The sequence below is a fragment of the Streptomyces sp. NPDC054975 genome, from assembly GCF_053609105.1.
Genome location: NZ_JBSGWV010000029.1, coordinates 51070 through 68334 on the forward strand (window position 1 = coordinate 51070; position 17265 = coordinate 68334).

A 17265-nucleotide genomic window follows, 5' to 3' on the forward strand; every position below is an offset into this window, starting at 1 on the left:
GGCCGTCTGACGGGGGATCATCGGGCGGGGGCTAGCGTGGACGGGTGCCCTACTTCGACGCCGCCTCCTCCGCCCCGCTCCACCCGGTCGCCCGCCAGGCGCTGCTTGCCTCCCTGGACGAGGGCTGGGCCGACCCCGCCCGGCTCTACCGCGAGGGGCGGCGCGCCAGGATGCTGCTCGACGCGGCCCGGGAGGCCGCGGCGGAGGCCGTCGGCTGTCGCCCCGACGAGCTGGTGTTCACTCCTTCGGGGACACGGGCGGTGCATTCCGGAATTTCCGGGGCGCTCGCGGCGCGTCGGCGTGTCGGGACCCGGCTGGTCGTCTCGGCGGTCGAGCACTCCTCCGTCCTGCACGCGGGCGAGGCGCACGCGGCGGCCGGCGGCTCGGTGGCCGAGGTGCCGGTGGGGCGGTCCGGGGCGGTGGAGGCGGCGGCCTTCGCGGTGGCGGTCGGTGAGCCGGGGACGGCGCTGGCCTGTCTGCAGTCCGCCAACCACGAGGTGGGGACGGCGCAGCCGGTGGCGGAGGTCGCCGAGGCGTGCGGGGCGGCGGGCGTGCCGCTCCTCGTGGACGCGGCGCAGTCGCTGGGGTGGGGGCCGGTGGAGGGGGCGTGGTCGCTGCTCGCGGCGAGCGCGCACAAGTGGGGCGGTCCGGCGGGCGTGGGGCTGCTCGCGGTCCGTAAGGGTGTCCGTTTCGCCCCTCAAGGTCCGGGGGACGAGCGGGAGTCGGGGCGGGCGGCCGGATTCGAGAACCTGCCGGCGATCGTGGCCGCGGCCGCCTCGCTGCGGGCGGTGCGGGCGGAGGCGGAGGCCGAGGGGGCCCGGCTGCGGGCGCTGGTGGACCGGATCCGGGCGCGGGTTGCGGAGCTGGTGCCGGACGTGGAGGTGGTGGGCGACCCGGTACGCCGGCTCCCCCATCTCGTCACCTTCTCCTGTCTCTATGTCGACGGAGAGACCTTGCTGCACGAGCTGGACCGGGAGGGATTCTCCGTTTCATCCGGTTCGTCGTGTACGAGTTCGACGCTGACGCCCAGCCATGTGCTGCGCGCCATGGGGGTGCTGAGCGAGGGAAACGTACGGGTGTCGCTGCCGACGGGCACGACGGAGGAGGACGTGGACCGCTTCCTGACCGTGCTGCCGGGGGTGGTCGCGCAGGTACGGGAGCGACTCGGCGCCCCGGGGGCGCAGGCCCCGGAGCCGGGCCCGGCCGGCTCCCTCGTGGTGGACGCCCTGGGCCGGCGGTGCCCGATCCCGGTGATCGAGCTCGCGAAGGTGATCGGCGACGTGCCCCTGGGCTCCACGGTCACGGTCCTCGCCGACGACGAGGCGGCCCGCCTGGACATCCCGGCCTGGTGCGAGATGCGCGGCCAGGAGTACGTGGGCGAGGAACCGTCCCCCAAGGGAGGGGTGGCGTACGTGGTACGCCGGGTGGCGTAGGGGCACCTGGCGCAGGGGCTCCGCCGGCGCCGGTGGGCGGCGGCGGAGCCCCGACGGGTCAGGCCAGGTGCGACTGGACCTCGGCGGCGGCCTCGTCGCCGTAGGTCTTGGTGAAGCGCTCCATGAAGTTGGCGCGGCGCAGCGTGTACTCCTGGGTGCCGAGCGTCTCGATCACCAGCGTCGCCAGCATGCAGCCGACCTGGGCCGCGCGCTCCAGGCTGACGCCCCACGACAGGCCGGTCAGGAAGCCGGCCCGGAACGCGTCGCCGACGCCGGTCGGGTCGACCTTGGCCTCCTCCTCCGGGCAGCCGACCTCGATGCCCGCCTCGCCCGCGCGCTCGATGCGGACGCCGCGCGAGCCGAGGGTGGTGACCCGGTGGCCGACACGGCCGAGGATCTCCTCGTCGGTCCAGCCGGTCTTGGACTCGATGAGGCCCTTCTCGTACTCGTTGGAGAAGAGGTAGGTGGCGCCGTCGAGGAGCGTGCGGATCTCCTCGCCGTCCATCCGCGCGATCTGCTGGGAGAAGTCCGCCGCGAAGGGGATGCCCCGCGTCTTGCACTCCTCGGTGTGGCGCAGCATCGCCTCGGGGTCGTCGGCGCCGATCAGCACGAGGTCGAGGCCGCCCACGCGGTCGGCGACGGCCTTCAGCTCGATCTGCCGGGCCTCGCTCATCGCACCCGTGTAGAAGGAGCCGATCTGGTTGTGGTCCTGGTCCGTGGTGCAGACGAAGCGGGCGGTGTGCAGGACCTCGGAGATCCGTACGGAGCCGGTGTCGACGCCGTGCCGGTCGAGCCAGGCGCGGTACTCGTCGAAGTCGTAACCGGCCGCACCCACGAGGATCGGGTTGCCGCCGAGCTGGCCCATGCCGAAGCAGATGTTCGGGCCCACGCCTCCCCGCCGGATGTCGAGGTTGTCGACGAGGAAGGAGAGGGAGACCGTGTGCAGCTGGTCCGCGACGAGCTGGTCTGCGAACCGGCCGGGGAAGGTCATGAGGTGGTCGGTGGCGATGGAGCCGGTGACTGCGATACGCACGGCTGGGCGCTCCTGCGGGACGGAAAGCGGTTGACAGTTCACGCTACCGGCTGGGGGGCGCCCTGCCGAACAGTGGAAACTACCCCAGAGTAGGTCTTTTCTCCGGAGTCACGCCGTGCGTACGGTGCGCTTATGTCCACCTACCCCGCTCCTCGTGAGCATCAGGAGTCCGAGTTCAGCCTGGCCCAGCTGCGCGGCGACAGCGCGCGGATGGCTCCGCACTGGGTGGTGCCGTCGGACGCCGCCCCCGCTCCGGTCTCCCCCGCGTCGATCCACGGGGTCGTCGTGCCGCCCGCCTCGGCGCGGCTGATCGACGCCACCTCCGAATACGGCGCCTGAGGGACGGAACCACCCGCTCGCCCATTCCGTCCCACTGATGTCTTCGGGACGAAGGAGCGATGCGGTGAGCGGTACGGAGAACCGACGGATGCGGCACCGGCCGCTGCTCGTGGCCTCGGTGGCGGCGGGCGTCCTGCTCGCCGGGGGCGGCGGGGTCTACCTGGCCACCTCGGCGGACGGCGATGCCGTCGCTCCCCCGCCACTGAGCCTGGACGCCGCGGGCGACGGCGCGAACCGGGACGGCGGTCCCGGGATCGCGCCGGGCGAGCCCGACCCGAACGGCGGCGGAGCCGTCTACAAGGCCAAGGGCCCGCTCCCCCAGGGGCCCTCCTCGGCCGCGGTCCACCGGCCTGAGGGCCGGGTCACGTCGGCGGAGGTGACGCGGCTGGCGCAGGCGCTGGGCATCTCCGGCACGCCGAGGCTGGAGGGCGAGGTCTGGAAGATCGCGCCGGAGAAGGACGGCTCGGGGCTGCGGCTCGACGTGTCGGCCGTGGCGCCGGGCAGCTGGACGTTCGCCCGGTACGACGGGGGCCCGGTCGGCGACACCTGCCTCAAGGGCAAGGCATGCCCGCCTCCGGGTGAGGCGAAGCCGCCGAGCGGCGGCCCGGTGAGCGAGGCAGCCGCGCGGGCGGCGGCCGCTCCGGTCCTGAAGGCCGCCGGCCAGGACGACGCGAAGGTCGACGCGAGCCAGCTGATGGGGTCGGTACGGGTGGTCAACGCCGACCCGGTCGTGGGCGGGCTGCCGACGTACGGCTGGTCGACCGGGATCCACGTCGGCCCGGACGGTGAACTGGTCGGGGGCAGCGGGCAGTTGAAGGAGCCTGCGAAGGGGGCCGAGTATCCGGTGATCGGCGCCGGGAAGGCCCTGGAGGAGCTGAACAAGTCGGCCGCCACGGGCTCGATCGGCATCGGAGGCTGCGCGACGGCCCCACCGGCCGAGGCCCCTCCGGCGGCGGACGCACCGACTCCGGACGCGACGGCTCCGGGCGCGCCGGCTCCGGGCGCGGCGACCGTCCCGTGCGAGCCGAAGAACGAGCCGCGTGAGCTGGCCGTCACCGGCGCGGTCTTCGGGCTCGCGTCGCAGTTCGTGGACGGCGAGCGGGCGCTCGTACCCTCGTGGCTGTTCCAGGTGGAGGCGGAGCCCGGGGCGAAGCCCCACACGGTCGTACGGACGGCCGTGGCACCCGAGCACCTGACGCCCCCGACGAAGCCGGCCCCGACCCCCACGCCGGATCCGGGCGAGGGCACGGCGCCGGCGCGGCAGATCGAGTCGTACCGCGTCGACGGCACCGGCACGAAGCTGTCGGTGACCTTCTGGGGCGGGGTGTGCAGCACGTACACGGCGACGGCCGAGGAGAGCGCCGACAAGGTGCGTGTGCGGGTGACGGAGAAGCCGATCGACCCGGACAAGGCGTGCATCCTCATCGCCGTGGAGGTGACGCGGACGGTGACCCTGGAGCAGCCGCTCGGCAGCCGCACGGTCGTGGACACGGCGAGCGGGGAGCCCGTACCGAGGAAGTGACCCCGTTCCAGGAACGTACGCGGGGACGTACGAAGGCGGCCGCCCGGATCTCCGGGCGGCCGCCTTCGTACGTTCGACTGACGGCTTAGCTGAACGAGTCGCCGCAGGCGCAGGAGCCCGTGGCGTTCGGGTTGTCGATCGTGAAGCCCTGCTTCTCGATGGTGTCGACGAAGTCGATGGAGGCGCCGCCCAGGTACGGGGCGCTCATGCGGTCGGTGACGACCTTGACGCCGTCGAAGTCCTTGACGACGTCGCCGTCGAGCGAACGCTCGTCGAAGAAGAGCTGGTAGCGCAGGCCGGAGCAGCCGCCGGGCTGTACGGCGACGCGCAGCGCGAGGTCGTCGCGGCCTTCCTGGTCGAGCAGGGCCTTGACCTTGGCCGCGGCGGCGTCAGACAGGAGGATGCCGTCGCTGACAGTGGTCTTCTCGTCCGATACGGACATCTGCTTCTCTCCCGGGTTGTACGGAGACTGCTTGCCGACGGTTGCAACCGGCGGGGCCCGGGATTCATTCCGGGTGAGGCTCGGCTCCGTCTTTTGTCTCTTTCATGCTCGCACACCTGCTCGCGGACCAGGAACGAGCGCTCACGGAGCCGGGAACCGGCAAGTGCCGATCCGTGGACCGCGAATTCGTCACATCGACACTATGGCCATCGTCAAACTGACGTGAAGCAGTTATGATAGATAGCGTCATTTAGACGAAAAGGTCTTCCGTAGAAAGAAAGGGTGCGTGACGTGACCACCGCCCAGCCCCTGGACGTCCAGCCGACGCCGCTCGCCCTGCTGCTGCTCGGCCGCGAGGCCGACCCGAAGAGCGAGCGCGGAGTGGAGTGTCCCGGCGACCTTCCGTCGCCCTCCGACCCTGACCTGGTCGAGCGCGCCCGCGCCGCCAAGGAGAAGCTCGGGGAGAAGGTCTTCGTCCTCGGCCACCACTACCAGCGCGACGAGGTCATCCAGTTCGCCGACGTCACGGGCGACTCGTTCAAGCTCGCCCGCGACGCGGCGGCGCGCCCGGAGGCCGAGTACATCGTCTTCTGCGGTGTGCACTTCATGGCCGAGTCGGCCGACATCCTCACCACGGACGACCAGAAGGTCGTGCTGCCGGACCTCGCGGCCGGCTGCTCGATGGCCGACATGGCCACCGCCGAGCAGGTCGCCGAGTGCTGGGACGTGCTGACCGAGGCCGGCATAGCCGAGCAGGTCGTGCCCGTCTCGTACATGAACTCCTCGGCCGACATCAAGGCCTTCACCGGCAAGCACGGGGGCACCATCTGCACCTCGTCCAACGCCAAGCGCGCCCTCGACTGGGCCTTCGAGCAGGGCGAGAAGGTCCTCTTCCTGCCCGACCAGCACCTGGGCCGCAACACGGCGGTGCGCGAGATGGGCATGTCGCTGGAGGACTGCGTCCTGTACAACCCGCACAAGCCGAACGGCGGCCTGACCGTCGAGGAGCTGCGGAACGCCAAGATGATCCTGTGGCGCGGGCACTGCTCGGTCCACGGCCGGTTCTCGCTGGACTCGGTCAACGACGTGCGCGAGCGGATCCCGGGCGTGAACGTCCTGGTGCACCCGGAGTGCAAGCACGAGGTCGTGGCGGCGGCGGACTACGTCGGCTCGACGGAGTACATCATCAAGACGCTCGAGGCGGCCCCGGCCGGCTCGAAGTGGGCGATCGGCACGGAGCTGAACCTGGTCCGCCGCGTGGCCAACGCGCACCCGGACAAGGAGATCGTCTTCCTCGACAAGACGGTCTGCTTCTGCTCGACGATGAACCGGATCGACCTGCCGCACCTGGTGTGGGCGCTGGAGTCGCTGGCCGACGGCAAGCTGGTCAACCGGATCCAGGTCGACAAGGAGACGGAGAGCTTCGCGAAGCTGGCGCTGGAGCGGATGCTGGCGCTGCCGTAACTCCCACCGCACCGCGCGAAGGGCGCCCCGCATGGTCGCGGGGCGCCCTTCGGCGTGCGTGGGCCTCAGAGGTCCAGCGCGTCCAGCTTGTCCAGCAGGGTCGCGTCCGCGGGGGTCACGTCCGGCTGGGTGGGGTTGTCCGTCGAGCCGTCGCCCTTCTTCGCCTTCTTCGTCAGCTTCGCGCCCTTCCTCGCCGCCTTCTTCTTCGCGCGGCGCTCCTTGCGGAGCTCCACCATCGCGTAGAGCGTCGGGACGAGGAGCAGCGTCAGCAGCGTCGACGTGATCAGGCCGCCGATCACCACCACCGCCAGCGGCTGGGCGATGAAGCCGCCCTCGCCGGTGATGCCGAGCGCCATCGGCAGAAGCGCGAAGATCGTCGCCAGGGCCGTCATCAGGATCGGGCGCAGCCGGTGGCGGCCACCCTCGACGACCGCCTCGACGACGCCCAGGCCCTGCGCCCGGTACTGGTTGATCAGGTCGATCAGGACGATCGCGTTGGTGACGACGATGCCGATCAGCATCAGCATGCCGATCATCGCCGGCACGCCCATCGCCGTACCCGTGACCACGAGCAGACCGATCGCGCCGGTCGCCGCGAACGGGATCGACACCAGCAGGATCAGTGGCTGGACGAGCGACTTGAAGGTCGCGACCAGGAGCATGAAGACGATCGCGATCGCCGCGAGCATCGCCAGGGCCAGGTTGAGGAAGGCCTCGGACTGGTCCTCGGAGACACCGCCGATGGACGCGGTCGCGCCCTCCGGCAGGTCGAGCGCGCTGATCTTCGACTGGAGCTCCGTGCTCACCGCGCCCGTGTTGTCACCGGTCGGCTTCGCCGTGATCGTCGCGGCCCGCGAGCCGTCGATCCGGGTCATCGAGACCGGGCCGGGGACCAGCTTCACGTCGGCGATGTCGCCGAGCTCGACCGGGCCGAGCGGCAGCGCCTTCAGGCTCGCCATGGTGGTGGCCGGCTTCGCCGAGGTCAGGACGATGTCCCGCTCGGTGTCGTTCAGGATCGCCTTGCCCGCCGGGGTGCCCCGGACCGCCTGCGCGACGGCCATGCCGAGCGTCGTGTCGTCGAAGCCCAGCTCCGCCGCCTTCGCGTTGGCCTTGACGGAGATGCGCGGCACCGACTGGGAGAGGTCGCTCTGGACGTCGGTGACGTCGTCGAGCTTGGCCACCTCGGCCTTGACCGCCTCGGACGCCTTCTTCAGGGTGTCCGCGTCGGACGCCTTGACGACCACGCTGAGGTCCTGGCTGCCGAAGCCGTCGCCCGCCGCGATCGTCGTGTCGCCGATGCCGTCGAGCTTGCCGAGCGCCGCGTCGATCGCGTCCCGGGTCTTCTCGTACGACGCCGAGTCCTCCAGCGTCAGCTGGTACGAGGCCTGGTTGGCGCCCGTGCCACCGCCGAACGCGGCCATGAAGCCCGAGGAGCCGACGGTGACCTGGTAGTCCTTCACGCCGTCGGTGGAGGCGATGACCTTCTCCACCTTCCGCGCGGCCTCGTCGGCCGCCGCGAGGCTGGTGCCGGGAGCCAGCTCCTGCTTGATGCTCATGACCTCCTGCTCGCCCTGGTCGAAGAAGTTCGTCTTCAGGAGCGGGGCCATGCCGAAGGTCCCGACCAGGACGACGAGCGCGATCGCCACGCTGGTGAGACGGCGACGGGTCGCGAAGCGCAGGACGGGAACGTACAGCCGCTGGAGCCGGCTCTTGTTCTCCTTCTCCTCGGCGAGGCGGCGGGCCTCGTCGGGGTCCTCCGAGGTGCCCTTGGGGGCGCGCAGGAACCAGAACGAGAGGACCGGGACCACCGTCAGGGAGACGAGCAGCGAGGCCAGCAGGGCCGCGGTGACCGTCAGGCTGAACGAGCCGAAGAGCTCGCCGACCATGCCGCCGACCAGACCGATCGGCAGGAAGACCGCGACCGTGGTCAGCGTCGAGGAGGTCACGGCGCCCGCGACCTCGCGGACGGCGGTGATGATCGCCGACTGGCGCTCCTCGCCGTAGCCGAGGTGCCGCTTGATGTTCTCCAGGACCACGATCGAGTCGTCGACGACCCGGCCGATGGCGATGGTGAGGGCGCCAAGGGTCAGCATGTTGAGCGAGAGGTCACGGGTCCACAGCACGATCAGGGCCAGGACGACCGAGAGCGGGATGGAGACCGCGGTGACCAGGGTGGAGCGGATCGAGGTGAGGAAGACCAGGATCACCAGGACGGCCATGACGAGGCCGAGCGCGCCCTCCGTGGTCAGACCGGAGATCGACTTGGAGACGGCGGGGCCCTGGTCGGAGACGACGGTCAGCTCCGCGCCCGCGCCGAGGTCCTTGCGGAGGTCGGGCAGCTTCTCCTTGACCGCGTCGGAGATGGCGACGGCGCTGCCGTCGTTGTCCATGGTGGCCATCACGGCGAGGCTCGGCTTGCCGTGGGTACGGGTGAGGGAGACCCGGGAGGCCTCCTCCTGCTTCACCTCGGCCACGTCGGCGAGGCGGACGGCCGTGCCCTTCGCGGGCTTGATCCGCAGGTCCTGGAGCTGCTGGAGCGAGGTGAAGCCGCCGCCGACCTGGACCGTACGGCTCTTGCCGTCCTCGGAGAACGAGCCGGCCGGCACCGTGCCGCCGCCGGAGCGGATCGCCTCGACGAGCTTGCCGGCGTCCAGTCCGGCCGCCGCGAGCTTGGCCTCGTCGGGGGTGACGGAGACCTGGAGGTCCTGGACGCCGTCGATGGAGACCTGCCCGACGCCGTCGATGTCCTCCAGGGCGGGGACGACCGTACGCTCCAGCTGGTCGGCGAGGGCCTGCTGGTCCTTGCCGGAGGTGACCGCGAGGACGATGGTCGGGATGTCGTCGGTGGAACCGGCCACGACCTGCGGGTCGACACCGTCGGGCAGCGCGACGCGCGCCCGGTTCACGGCCTGCTGGACGTCGGCGACGAGCTGCTTGGTGCCCTCGTCCCCGTAGTCGAAGGTGGCCATGATGACGGCGTTGCCCTCGGAGGCGGTGGAGGTGACGCCCTTGATGCCGTCGACGGCCTTGATCGTGTTCTCGAGCGGCTCGACGACCTGCTTCTCGACCACGTCGGGGGAGGCGCCCTGGTAGGGGGCGAGGACCGAGACCATCGGGAGCTCGATCGACGGCAGCAGTTGCTGCTTCAGCTGCGGGATGGCTATCGCCCCGAAGACGATGGCGACGATGGACATCAGCCCGATCAGGGCCCGTTGCGCGAGGCTGAATCTGGACAGCCAGGACATGGGGTCTCTCTTCTGTGGCGTGCTCGGCAGGCGGGCGCCAGGACGGTTCCAGGGGTGCCCGCCTACACGATCAGCCATGCGAAGGGCGGGATCCTCGCCCCCCGGGCCCAAATCCTTATGCGGCGCATACCGCGTCTGGAGTACGCCGGAGTACTCCCTCACTCCACCCTTGGGCGTACCAACCCTGACTCGTACGCCGTGACCACCAGTTGGGCCCGGTCCCGGGCGCCCAGTTTCGCCATGGTCCGGTTGACGTGCGTCTTCACCGTGAGGGGGCTGACCTCGAGCCGTTCGGCGATCTCGTCGTTGGAGTGGCCACCCGCGACGAGCACGAGGACCTCGCGTTCCCGGGTGGTGAGGGCGGCGAGGCGCTGCGAGTACGGCGGGGCGTCCGGATCCCCGTCGGGGTCCGCACTCCCGCCCTGCGCCAGGAACTTGGCGATCAGCCCCTTGGTCGCCACGGGCGAGAGCAGGGCCTCTCCGGCGGCGGCGATCCGGATCGCGTTGAGCAGTTCGTCCGGTTCCGCGCCCTTTCCGAGGAAGCCGGAAGCCCCGGCGCGGATCGACTGCACGACGTACTCGTCCACCTCGAAGGTCGTCAGCATGACGATCCGTACGGCGGACAGCTCCGGGTCCGCGGTGATCATCCGGGTGGCGGCGAGCCCGTCGGTGCCGGGCATCCGGATGTCCATCAGCACGACGTCGGCCCGGGTGGAGCGGGCGAGCGCGACGGCCTCGGCCCCGTCGGCGGCCTCGGCGACGACCTCCATGTCGGGCTCGGAGTCCACGAGCACCTTGAAGGCGCTGCGGAGCAGGGCCTGGTCGTCGGCGAGCAGCACCCGGATCGTCATGTGTCCTCCCCCGTACGGGCCGTCGCGGCCGTCACCGGCAGTATCGCCTGCACGCGGAAGCCGCCGCCGTAGCGGGGGGCCGCGGTGAGGGTGCCGCCGAGGGCGCCGACGCGCTCGCGCATGCCGATCAGTCCGTGCCCGCCGGTGTCGTCGGACGGTGTCTGCTGCGGTACTCCGTCGTCGAGGACGGTGATCTCGACCGTACGGCCGACCCGGATGACGCTCACCTCCGCCTTGGCGCCCGGGCCCGCGTGCTTGCGCACATTGGTCAGCGCCTCCTGGATGATCCGGTACGCGGCGAGGTCGACGGCCGCCGGAAGGCCGGTGTCGTCGGTGGTACAGGCCAGCTCGACGGGGAGCCCGGCGTTGCGGAAGGTGGTGAGCAGCTCGTCGAGGACGGTGAGGCCGGGCGCCGGTTCGGTGGGTGCCTCGGGGTCGCCGGACTGGCGGAGCAGACCGACGGTGGCCCGCAGCTCGTCCAGGGCGGAGCGGCTGGCTGCCCGGACGTGCCCCAGGGCCTCCTTGGCCTGGTCGGGCCGCTTGTCCATGACGTGCGCGGCGACCCCGGCCTGGACGTTGACCAGCGCGATGTGGTGGGCGACGACGTCGTGCAGATCGCGGGCGATCCGCAGCCGCTCCTCGGCGACCCGGCGGCGGGCCTCCTCCTCCCGGGTCCGCTCGGCGCGCTCGGCCCTCTCCCGTATGGCGTCGACGAAGGCGCGGCGGCTGCGCACGGCGTCGCCGCCGGCGGCGGCCATCCCGGTCCAGGCGAAGACGCCCAGATTCTCCTGCGCGTACCAGGGGGTGGGTCCGAAGAGCATCGAGGCGCCGGTCAGCACGGCCATGGTGATGAGGCCGACCCGCCAGGTCGTGGGCCGGTCGGTGCGTGAGGCGACCGTGTAGACCGCGATCACGGCGCTCATGACGACGGGCGCGGGCCGGTCGTCGGTGATCAGTTCGACGAGGGTGACACCGCCGGTGAAGGCCAGGACGGCGAGGGGGTCGCGCCGCCGCAGGACGAGGGCGGCGGCGCCGAGCACCATGAGGGCCACGCTGCCCGCGTCGGGGGAGCGGTCGCCGAAGGTGGGCCCGTTCCGGCTGCCGTGGGGGTCGGCGAAGGAGGCGGTGATCATGCAGACGAGCACGCCGAGTGCGAGCGCCCCGTCGAAGGCCAGGGGGTGCGCCCGCAGCCACTGCCGGAGCCGTCGGAAGCCGCTGTCGAGGGTGGTCACGACAGGCAACGGTACGGGGTGGGACGCGCCGGTGCCCCGCTCCCTGCCGGTGAGGAGGGAGCGGGGCACCGATGTGTCGGAGAGCGCGGCCCGGCCCGCGACCGGCCGGGCGTCGGCCGGTGTCAGCCAGGCATCAGCCGGGGATCAGTCCGTCGTCGGAGAGCATCTCGCGGACCTCGTCGAGCGTCGCGTCCGGTGCCGGAAGGATCAGCTCGGAGGGTTCGAGGGCGTCGTCGGGGAGGGGTTCGCCGATCCGGCGGACCGCGTCGAGCAGCGCGCACAGGGTCCGGCGGAAGCCCTCGTCGTCCCCCGACTCCATCTCTTCCAGCAGCTCGTCGTCCAGCTTGTTCAGCTCGACGAAGTGACTGTCGGCCAGCGTCCACTGGCCCTCCCCCATGATCCGTACGATCATGACGCGTCCTTCAGGCTCGATACCGCGCGTTACTGCTTGTCGAAGCGGGGCTGGGACTGCTGCTGGTCCTGCGGCGTGGCCGTGCCGTTGCCGCCCTCGATGGCCTGCTTCGAGGCCGGGCCTCCGGCCAGCTCCGCCTTCATCCGCTGGAGCTCCAGCTCGACGTCCGTACCGCCGGACAGCCGGTCGAGCTCCGCCTGGATGTCGTCCTTGGCCAGGCCCGACTGGTCGTCGAGCGCGCCCGAGGCGAGCAGCTCGTCGATCGCGCCGGCCCTCGCCTGGAGCTGTGCCGTCTTGTCCTCGGCGCGCTGGATGGCCACGCCGACGTCGCTCATCTCCTCGGAGATGCCGGAGAAGGACTCGGCGATCCGGGTCTGCGCCTGGGCGGCCGTGTACGTCGCCTTGATCGTCTCCTTCTTCGTACGGAAGGCGTCGACCTTGGCCTGCAGCCGCTGCGCCGCCAGCGTGAGCTTCTCCTCCTCGCCCTGCAGCGTCTGGTGCTGCACCTCGAGGTCGCTCACCTGCTGCTGGAGGGCCGCGCGCCGGGAGAGCGCCTCGCGGGCCAGGTCCTCGCGGCCGAGTGCCAGCGCCTTGCGACCCTGGTCCTCCAGCTTCGCGGACTGGCCCTGGAGCTGGTTCAGCTGCAGTTCGAGCCGCTTGCGCGAGGTCGCCACGTCGGCGACGCCCCGCCGGACCTTCTGCAGGAGCTCCAGCTGCTTCTGGTAGGAGTAATCAAGGGTCTCGCGCGGATCCTCGGCCCGGTCAAGGGCCTTGTTTGCCTTCGCGCGGAAGATCATCCCCATACGCTTCATCACACCGCTCATGGGCTTCGCGCGCCCCCTTCTGACGGACTCGGCTCAAGCTCTCCAACAGGATCCACAGTACGGGCCCTGTCTCCATTACCGCACTGTTCGGGGGCGGATGTGCTCCTCCCCAAGGACGAGTACGGACGGGCTCTCTCAGGCCCAGGGAGTAGGTGGACCTCGGGGAAACCGTGCGTGTCGTCCGTGCGTACCCCCACAGACGCGGTCCGATACCAGATCGTTCCCGCCCGCACTGGGGTCCACACCCCCCACCACGTACTCTGGGGTTTGTGTTCCGTAGCCGTTCCAAGGAAGAGAAGGCCCCCACCGACAAGGTGACGGCGGACCTCTCCAAGCAGCCCCGCGACCCCGAGGCCCCCAAGGGCCGCCCGACCCCGAAGCGGAGTGAGGCGCAGACCCAGCGCCGTCGCGCCGCGACGGTGCCGACCGACCGCAAGGAGGCCGCCAAGCGCCAGCGCGAGGCGCGCCGCTCGGACCTCGCCCGTCAGCGCGAGGCGCTGGCGAGCGGCGACGAGCGTTATCTGCCGGCCCGCGACAAGGGTCCGGTCCGCCGCTTCGTGCGCGACTTCGTCGACTCGCGCTTCGCCATCGCGGAGTTCTTCCTGCCGATGGCCGTGGTGATCCTCGTGCTGTCGATGGTCCGCGTCCCGGTGCTGCAGAACGTCTCTCTGCTGCTCTGGCTCGGTGTGATCGTGATGATCGTCATCGACTCGATCGGCATCTGGCTCCGTCTGAAGAAGCAGCTGAACGAGCGCTTCCCGAACGAGCCGAAGCGCGGTGCCGTCGCCTACGGCCTCATGCGTACGCTCCAGATGCGCCGACTGCGACTGCCGAAGCCGCAGGTCAAGCGCGGAGAGCGGCCCTGAGCGCGGACGGCTCCGCGTCGGGCACGGCCGGCGTTCCGCTGGCCGCCGCCACCTCCCCGTGGCCGAGTGGGTACGGCGGTCTGCGTGAGACCGTCCGCCAAGAACTCGTCGCGCGCCAGCTCGACGAGCAGATAGCCGCCCGCTACCCGGTGGGGCAGCGGCTGCGGATCCTCGACGCGGGCATGGGGCAAGGCACCCAGGCCCTGCGGCTCGCCAGGGCCGGTCACACGGTGACCGGCCTGGAGTCCGATCCGGAGCTGCTCAAGGCGGCCCGCGAGGCGTTGGCCACCGAACCGGCCGGGATCCGTGAGCGGGTCCGGCTGATCGAGGGCGACGGCCGCGAGACGGGCGTCCACTTCCTGCCGGGCAGCTTCGACGTCGTGCTCTGCCACGGCGTGCTGATGTACGCGGACGAGCCGGACGCGCTGCTCGCGGGCCTCGCCCGCATGCTGGCGCCCGGCGGTCTGCTCTCCCTGGTCGTTCGGAACGCCGACGCGCTGGCGATGCGGGCGGGGCTGGCCGGGGACTGGTCGGGGGCGCTGGCCGGGTTCGACACGGACACGTACACCGACTGCAACGGGCTCAAGGTGCGGGCCGACCGGCTCGACGCGCTGACGTCGACGCTGGCGGGGATCGCCGCACCGCTGCACGCCTGGTACGGCGTGCGGGTCTTCACCGACGGCGTGCCGGCCGAGGTGGGCCTGCCGGCCGCCGAGGAGCTGGAACGCCTGCTGACCGCCGAGGACCGCGCGGGGCGGACGGAGCCGTACCGCAGGGTGGCGGCGCTGCTGCACCTGTGCGGGGTACGGGGCGGCTGAGGCGGGGGCCGAAGGCCGGAGCCGGACAATCCGGCACGACGGGGGGCCGGAGCGGGTACGGGCGGTCGGCCCGGTGGCCCCCTGATCGGACCTCTCTGCCGAGCCGTACGGATATGGCGAAAGCGATACTCCGGACATGGACGTATCCCGTGCCCGACGCCTGCTTCTCGCCCTGGCCGCCGGCGCCTGCGTCGCCGCCGTCGTCGGGTGCTCCTCCGGCGCCATGTCACAGACGGAGCGTTCCACCCAGGCGGCCGCGCCGCTCGTCGCCAACGAACTCCAGGACGACTACCGGGCCGTGATCAAGGACGTCCTGCCGTCGGTCGTCCAGATCGAGGCCGCCGAGAGCCTCGGCTCGGGCGTCGTCTACGACGGCAACGGCCACATCGTCACCAACGCGCACGTGATCGGCGACGAGAGGACCTTCCGGGTCACGACGGCGACCGGCCAGGAGCCCATGCCGGCGCGGCTGGTCGCCACCTACCCCGAACAGGACCTCGCCGTCATCCGGCTGAACTCCGTGCCCCAGGGGCTGAAGCCGGCGACGTTCGGCGACTCGTCCAAGGTCGACATGGGCCAGATCGTGCTCGCGATGGGCTCCCCGCTCGGGCTGTCCGGCAGCGTCACCCAGGGCATCGTCTCGGCGACCGGCCGCACGGTCAGCGAGGGCCGCACGGGCGGCGGTACGGGGGCGACCATCGGGAACATGGTCCAGACGTCGGCCGCGATCAACCCGGGCAACAGCGGGGGCGCGCTGGTCAACCTGGACGGCCAGGTCATCGGCATCCCGACGCTCGCGGCCACCGACCCGGAGCTGGGCGGGGGTTCGGCGCCGGGGATCGGGTTCGCCATCCCGGCGTCGATGGTGCGGACCGTCGCCGACCAGATCATCAAGGACGGCAAGGTGACGGACTCCGGGCGGGCGGCGCTGAACATCACCGGCCGGACCGTCCTCGACGACTCCTACGAGCCGGCGGGCGTCGCGGTGGTCGAGGCGCCGGCGAACGGCGCGGCGGGCAGGGCGGGCATCAAGCCGGGCGACGTGATCACCCGGATCGGGGACGCGGCGATCACGACGATCACCTCGCTGCAGGAGGCCCTCGCGTCGATGAAGCCGGGCGACGAGGTGGTCGTGGTGTACGAGCGGGGCGGGACGGAGGCGAAGGCGGAGGTGACGCTCGGGGAGATCTAGGTGTGGGTCCTCCCGTGGTCGGTCCCGCGCCGTCGGCGGCTGCGGGACCGACCGTCGACCGCCGAGCGCTCTAGCTCTCCGCCGCCGCGCTCAGCGACATGACGTAGATCTCGGTGCCGTCCTCGAAGAGGGTGACGCGGTCCGCGCCGCCCTCCAGGAGGTCCTTCCAGACCTCACCGATCCAGGATTCGGCGTCGCCCTGCGTCGTGAACTCCTCCGGTTCCACCGAAGGAGCGGTCTCCGTGCCGTCGGCCTTCTCGAACCGCCACGTCCATGCCATGTCCGCCTCCTGAGGCTCACCGGATGATCGGTTTCCTGCCCGCAGCGTAGCCGGGCGCGCACCCGTCGCGGTGTCGCGGGAGGATCATTGGGTGGAACTGACTCTGCTCGGCACCGGAGCCCCCGTCGGGCTCCCCCGCCCCGAATGCCCCTGCGCCGTGTGCGCGACCGCTCGTGGCGCCCAGGCGCGCGCCGCCACCGCGCTGCTCGTGGACGAGGCGCTGCTGCTCGACCTGACGCCGGGGGCCGCGCTGGCCGCCGCCCGGGCCGGGCGCTCGCTGGTCGGCGTACGGCAGGTGCTGCTCACCCATCCGCACGAGGGGCCGGCCGTGGAGGTGCCCGCCGGGCTGCCGCCCGCCGGGAGGGTGCCGGACGGCCGGGAGTTGACGCTGATCAGCGGGCACCGGGTGCGGGCGGTGCCGATGGACTCTCCCGGTACGGGGTACGAGGTGACCTCCCTGGAGGGCGAGCGGCTCCTCTATCTGCCGCCGGGCGGCTCCCCCGCCGGTCTGCCGGACGACGACGGGCCGCCCTACGACATGGTCGTCATGGACGTCACGGACCGGCCGGACGCGCTGGCGCGGCTGCGGGCGAGCGGGTCGGTCGGGGCGGGCACCGATGTGATCGCCGTCCACCTCGACCACGACGTGCCGGGCGGGCGCGAGCTGGACCGGCGGCTCGCGGCGGCCGGGGCGCGGGCGGTGCCCGACGGCACGACGCTGTACGTCGGCGAGTACCCCGACGTGCCCGACGTCCCGCGCCGCACGCTGGTGACCGGCGGAGCCCGGTCGGGCAAGTCGGTGGAGGCGGAGCGGCGGCTGGAGACGTTCCCCGAGGTGCTGTACGTGGCGACGGGCGGGAGCGGTGAGGGCGACCCGGAGTGGGCTCGGCGGGTGGCCCTGCACCGGGACCGGCGGCCGGGCTCCTGGCGTACGGCCGAGACCTGCGATCTCGTACCGCTCCTGGAGGCCGACGGTCCGGCGCTGCTGATCGACTGTCTGTCGCTGTGGCTGACGGACGCCATGGACCAGGTCGGGGCCTGGGACGACGAGCGGTGGGTGAGCGAGGGTCAGGACGCCCTGCGGGAGCGGGTCGAGGCGCTGGTGGCTGCGGTGCGCGCGACGTCTCGTACGGTCGTCACGGTGACCAACGAGGTGGGGTCGGGGGTCGTGCCCGCGACGGCGGCCGGGCGGCGGTTCCGGGACGAGCTGGGGCGGTTGAACGCGGCCTTCGGGGACGAGTGCGAGCAGGTCGTCCTGGTCGTCTCGGGACAGGCGCTGGTACTGCGCGGGTAGGGTTCGAAAACCCATCAC

16 protein-coding genes are annotated in these 17265 nt (G+C 71.8%); 8 read left to right on the top strand and 8 right to left on the bottom strand.

The features are described 5' to 3' along the window. Nucleotides 1–44 precede the first annotated feature (44 nt). The gene (locus tag ACWF79_RS23625) at nucleotides 45–1433 is read left to right on the top strand and encodes an aminotransferase class V-fold PLP-dependent enzyme (RefSeq protein WP_453730121.1); all 1389 of its coding nucleotides are present in this window, start codon (nucleotides 45–47) and stop codon (nucleotides 1431–1433) included. A 58-nt stretch (nucleotides 1434–1491) separates the two neighbouring features. Here the strand turns inward: ACWF79_RS23625 and ACWF79_RS23630 are convergent, their stop codons facing one another. Next, nucleotides 1492–2466, bottom strand: a complete 975-nt coding sequence (locus ACWF79_RS23630; protein ID WP_453730122.1) for a carbohydrate kinase family protein — start codon at nucleotides 2464–2466, stop codon at nucleotides 1492–1494. Between the two features lie 132 nt (nucleotides 2467–2598). Here ACWF79_RS23630 and ACWF79_RS23635 point away from each other — a divergent pair, with 132 nt between their 5' ends. Continuing rightward, on the top strand, nucleotides 2599–2805 hold the full coding sequence (locus ACWF79_RS23635) for a hypothetical protein (RefSeq protein WP_453730123.1): 207 nt from the start codon (nucleotides 2599–2601) through the stop codon (nucleotides 2803–2805). Nucleotides 2806–2842: 37 nt separating this feature from the next. After that, entirely contained in the window at nucleotides 2843–4327 is a 1485-nt protein-coding gene (locus ACWF79_RS23640) for a hypothetical protein (RefSeq protein ID WP_453730124.1), read from the top strand. A gap of 85 nt (nucleotides 4328–4412) precedes the next feature. Here the strand turns inward: ACWF79_RS23640 and ACWF79_RS23645 are convergent, their stop codons facing one another. Further along, nucleotides 4413–4769 (bottom strand): HesB/IscA family protein, encoded by a 357-nt coding sequence (locus tag ACWF79_RS23645; protein WP_018848827.1) that lies wholly within the window; start codon nucleotides 4767–4769, stop codon nucleotides 4413–4415. A 282-nt stretch (nucleotides 4770–5051) separates the two neighbouring features. On the opposite strand from ACWF79_RS23645, the gene nadA reads away from it, so the two are divergent. Then, nucleotides 5052–6233, top strand: coding sequence for a quinolinate synthase NadA (gene nadA, locus ACWF79_RS23650; RefSeq protein ID WP_453730125.1), 1182 nt, complete (start codon nucleotides 5052–5054; stop codon nucleotides 6231–6233). A 65-nt stretch (nucleotides 6234–6298) separates the two neighbouring features. Here the strand turns inward: nadA and ACWF79_RS23655 are convergent, their stop codons facing one another. From ACWF79_RS23655 to ACWF79_RS23675, 5 genes are all read right to left on the bottom strand, one after another. Next, nucleotides 6299–9478 (bottom strand): efflux RND transporter permease subunit, encoded by a 3180-nt coding sequence (locus ACWF79_RS23655; protein ID WP_453730126.1) that lies wholly within the window; start codon nucleotides 9476–9478, stop codon nucleotides 6299–6301. 158 nt (nucleotides 9479–9636) lie between these two features. Further along, nucleotides 9637–10329, bottom strand: coding sequence for a response regulator (locus ACWF79_RS23660; protein ID WP_453730127.1), 693 nt, complete (start codon nucleotides 10327–10329; stop codon nucleotides 9637–9639). Further along, nucleotides 10326–11561: a sensor histidine kinase gene (locus ACWF79_RS23665; protein WP_453730128.1), complete on the bottom strand. Its 1236-nt coding sequence runs from the start codon at nucleotides 11559–11561 to the stop codon at nucleotides 10326–10328. Before ACWF79_RS23665 ends, ACWF79_RS23660 begins: the two co-directional genes overlap by 4 nt. Nucleotides 11562–11694: 133 nt before the next feature. Then, complete coding sequence (pspAA, locus tag ACWF79_RS23670; RefSeq protein WP_453730129.1) at nucleotides 11695–11973, bottom strand: PspA-associated protein PspAA; 279 nt, start codon at nucleotides 11971–11973, stop codon at nucleotides 11695–11697. Between the two features lie 29 nt (nucleotides 11974–12002). Beyond that, nucleotides 12003–12797 (bottom strand): PspA/IM30 family protein, encoded by a 795-nt coding sequence (locus ACWF79_RS23675; protein WP_453730130.1) that lies wholly within the window; start codon nucleotides 12795–12797, stop codon nucleotides 12003–12005. A gap of 269 nt (nucleotides 12798–13066) precedes the next feature. Between ACWF79_RS23675 and ACWF79_RS23680 the strand changes: the two genes are divergently transcribed. The 3 genes from ACWF79_RS23680 (at nucleotide 13067) to ACWF79_RS23690 (ending at nucleotide 15673) form a co-directional block, all read left to right on the top strand. Further along, nucleotides 13067–13663, top strand: coding sequence for a DUF3043 domain-containing protein (locus tag ACWF79_RS23680; protein ID WP_453730131.1), 597 nt, complete (start codon nucleotides 13067–13069; stop codon nucleotides 13661–13663). Nucleotides 13664–13701: 38 nt separating this feature from the next. Beyond that, a complete protein-coding gene (locus ACWF79_RS23685) occupies nucleotides 13702–14481 on the top strand; it encodes a class I SAM-dependent methyltransferase (protein ID WP_453730146.1) in 780 nt (259 codons plus the stop codon). A 136-nt stretch (nucleotides 14482–14617) separates the two neighbouring features. Continuing rightward, nucleotides 14618–15673, top strand: coding sequence for a S1C family serine protease (locus ACWF79_RS23690; protein WP_453730132.1), 1056 nt, complete (start codon nucleotides 14618–14620; stop codon nucleotides 15671–15673). Nucleotides 15674–15743: 70 nt separating this feature from the next. Here the strand turns inward: ACWF79_RS23690 and ACWF79_RS23695 are convergent, their stop codons facing one another. After that, nucleotides 15744–15953 (bottom strand): hypothetical protein, encoded by a 210-nt coding sequence (locus ACWF79_RS23695; protein WP_453730133.1) that lies wholly within the window; start codon nucleotides 15951–15953, stop codon nucleotides 15744–15746. Nucleotides 15954–16044: 91 nt separating this feature from the next. Here ACWF79_RS23695 and ACWF79_RS23700 point away from each other — a divergent pair, with 91 nt between their 5' ends. After that, on the top strand, nucleotides 16045–17247 hold the full coding sequence (locus ACWF79_RS23700) for a bifunctional adenosylcobinamide kinase/adenosylcobinamide-phosphate guanylyltransferase (RefSeq protein WP_453730134.1): 1203 nt from the start codon (nucleotides 16045–16047) through the stop codon (nucleotides 17245–17247). Nucleotides 17248–17265: the final 18 nt, after the last annotated feature.

Coding starts and splice junctions, on each gene's coding strand:
- ACWF79_RS23635 (WP_453730123.1), top strand. CDS start 2,599: ATGTCCACCTACCCCGCTCCTCGTGAGCATCAGGAGTCCGAGTTCAGC.
- ACWF79_RS23640 (WP_453730124.1), top strand. CDS start 2,843: ATGTCTTCGGGACGAAGGAGCGATGCGGTGAGCGGTACGGAGAACCGA.
- ACWF79_RS23645 (WP_018848827.1), bottom strand. CDS start 4,769: ATGTCCGTATCGGACGAGAAGACCACTGTCAGCGACGGCATCCTCCTG.
- ACWF79_RS23655 (WP_453730126.1), bottom strand. CDS start 9,478: ATGTCCTGGCTGTCCAGATTCAGCCTCGCGCAACGGGCCCTGATCGGG.
- ACWF79_RS23660 (WP_453730127.1), bottom strand. CDS start 10,329: ATGACGATCCGGGTGCTGCTCGCCGACGACCAGGCCCTGCTCCGCAGC.
- pspAA (WP_453730129.1), bottom strand. CDS start 11,973: ATGATCGTACGGATCATGGGGGAGGGCCAGTGGACGCTGGCCGACAGT.
- ACWF79_RS23675 (WP_453730130.1), bottom strand. CDS start 12,797: ATGAGCGGTGTGATGAAGCGTATGGGGATGATCTTCCGCGCGAAGGCA.
- ACWF79_RS23690 (WP_453730132.1), top strand. CDS start 14,618: ATGGACGTATCCCGTGCCCGACGCCTGCTTCTCGCCCTGGCCGCCGGC.
- ACWF79_RS23695 (WP_453730133.1), bottom strand. CDS start 15,953: ATGGCATGGACGTGGCGGTTCGAGAAGGCCGACGGCACGGAGACCGCT.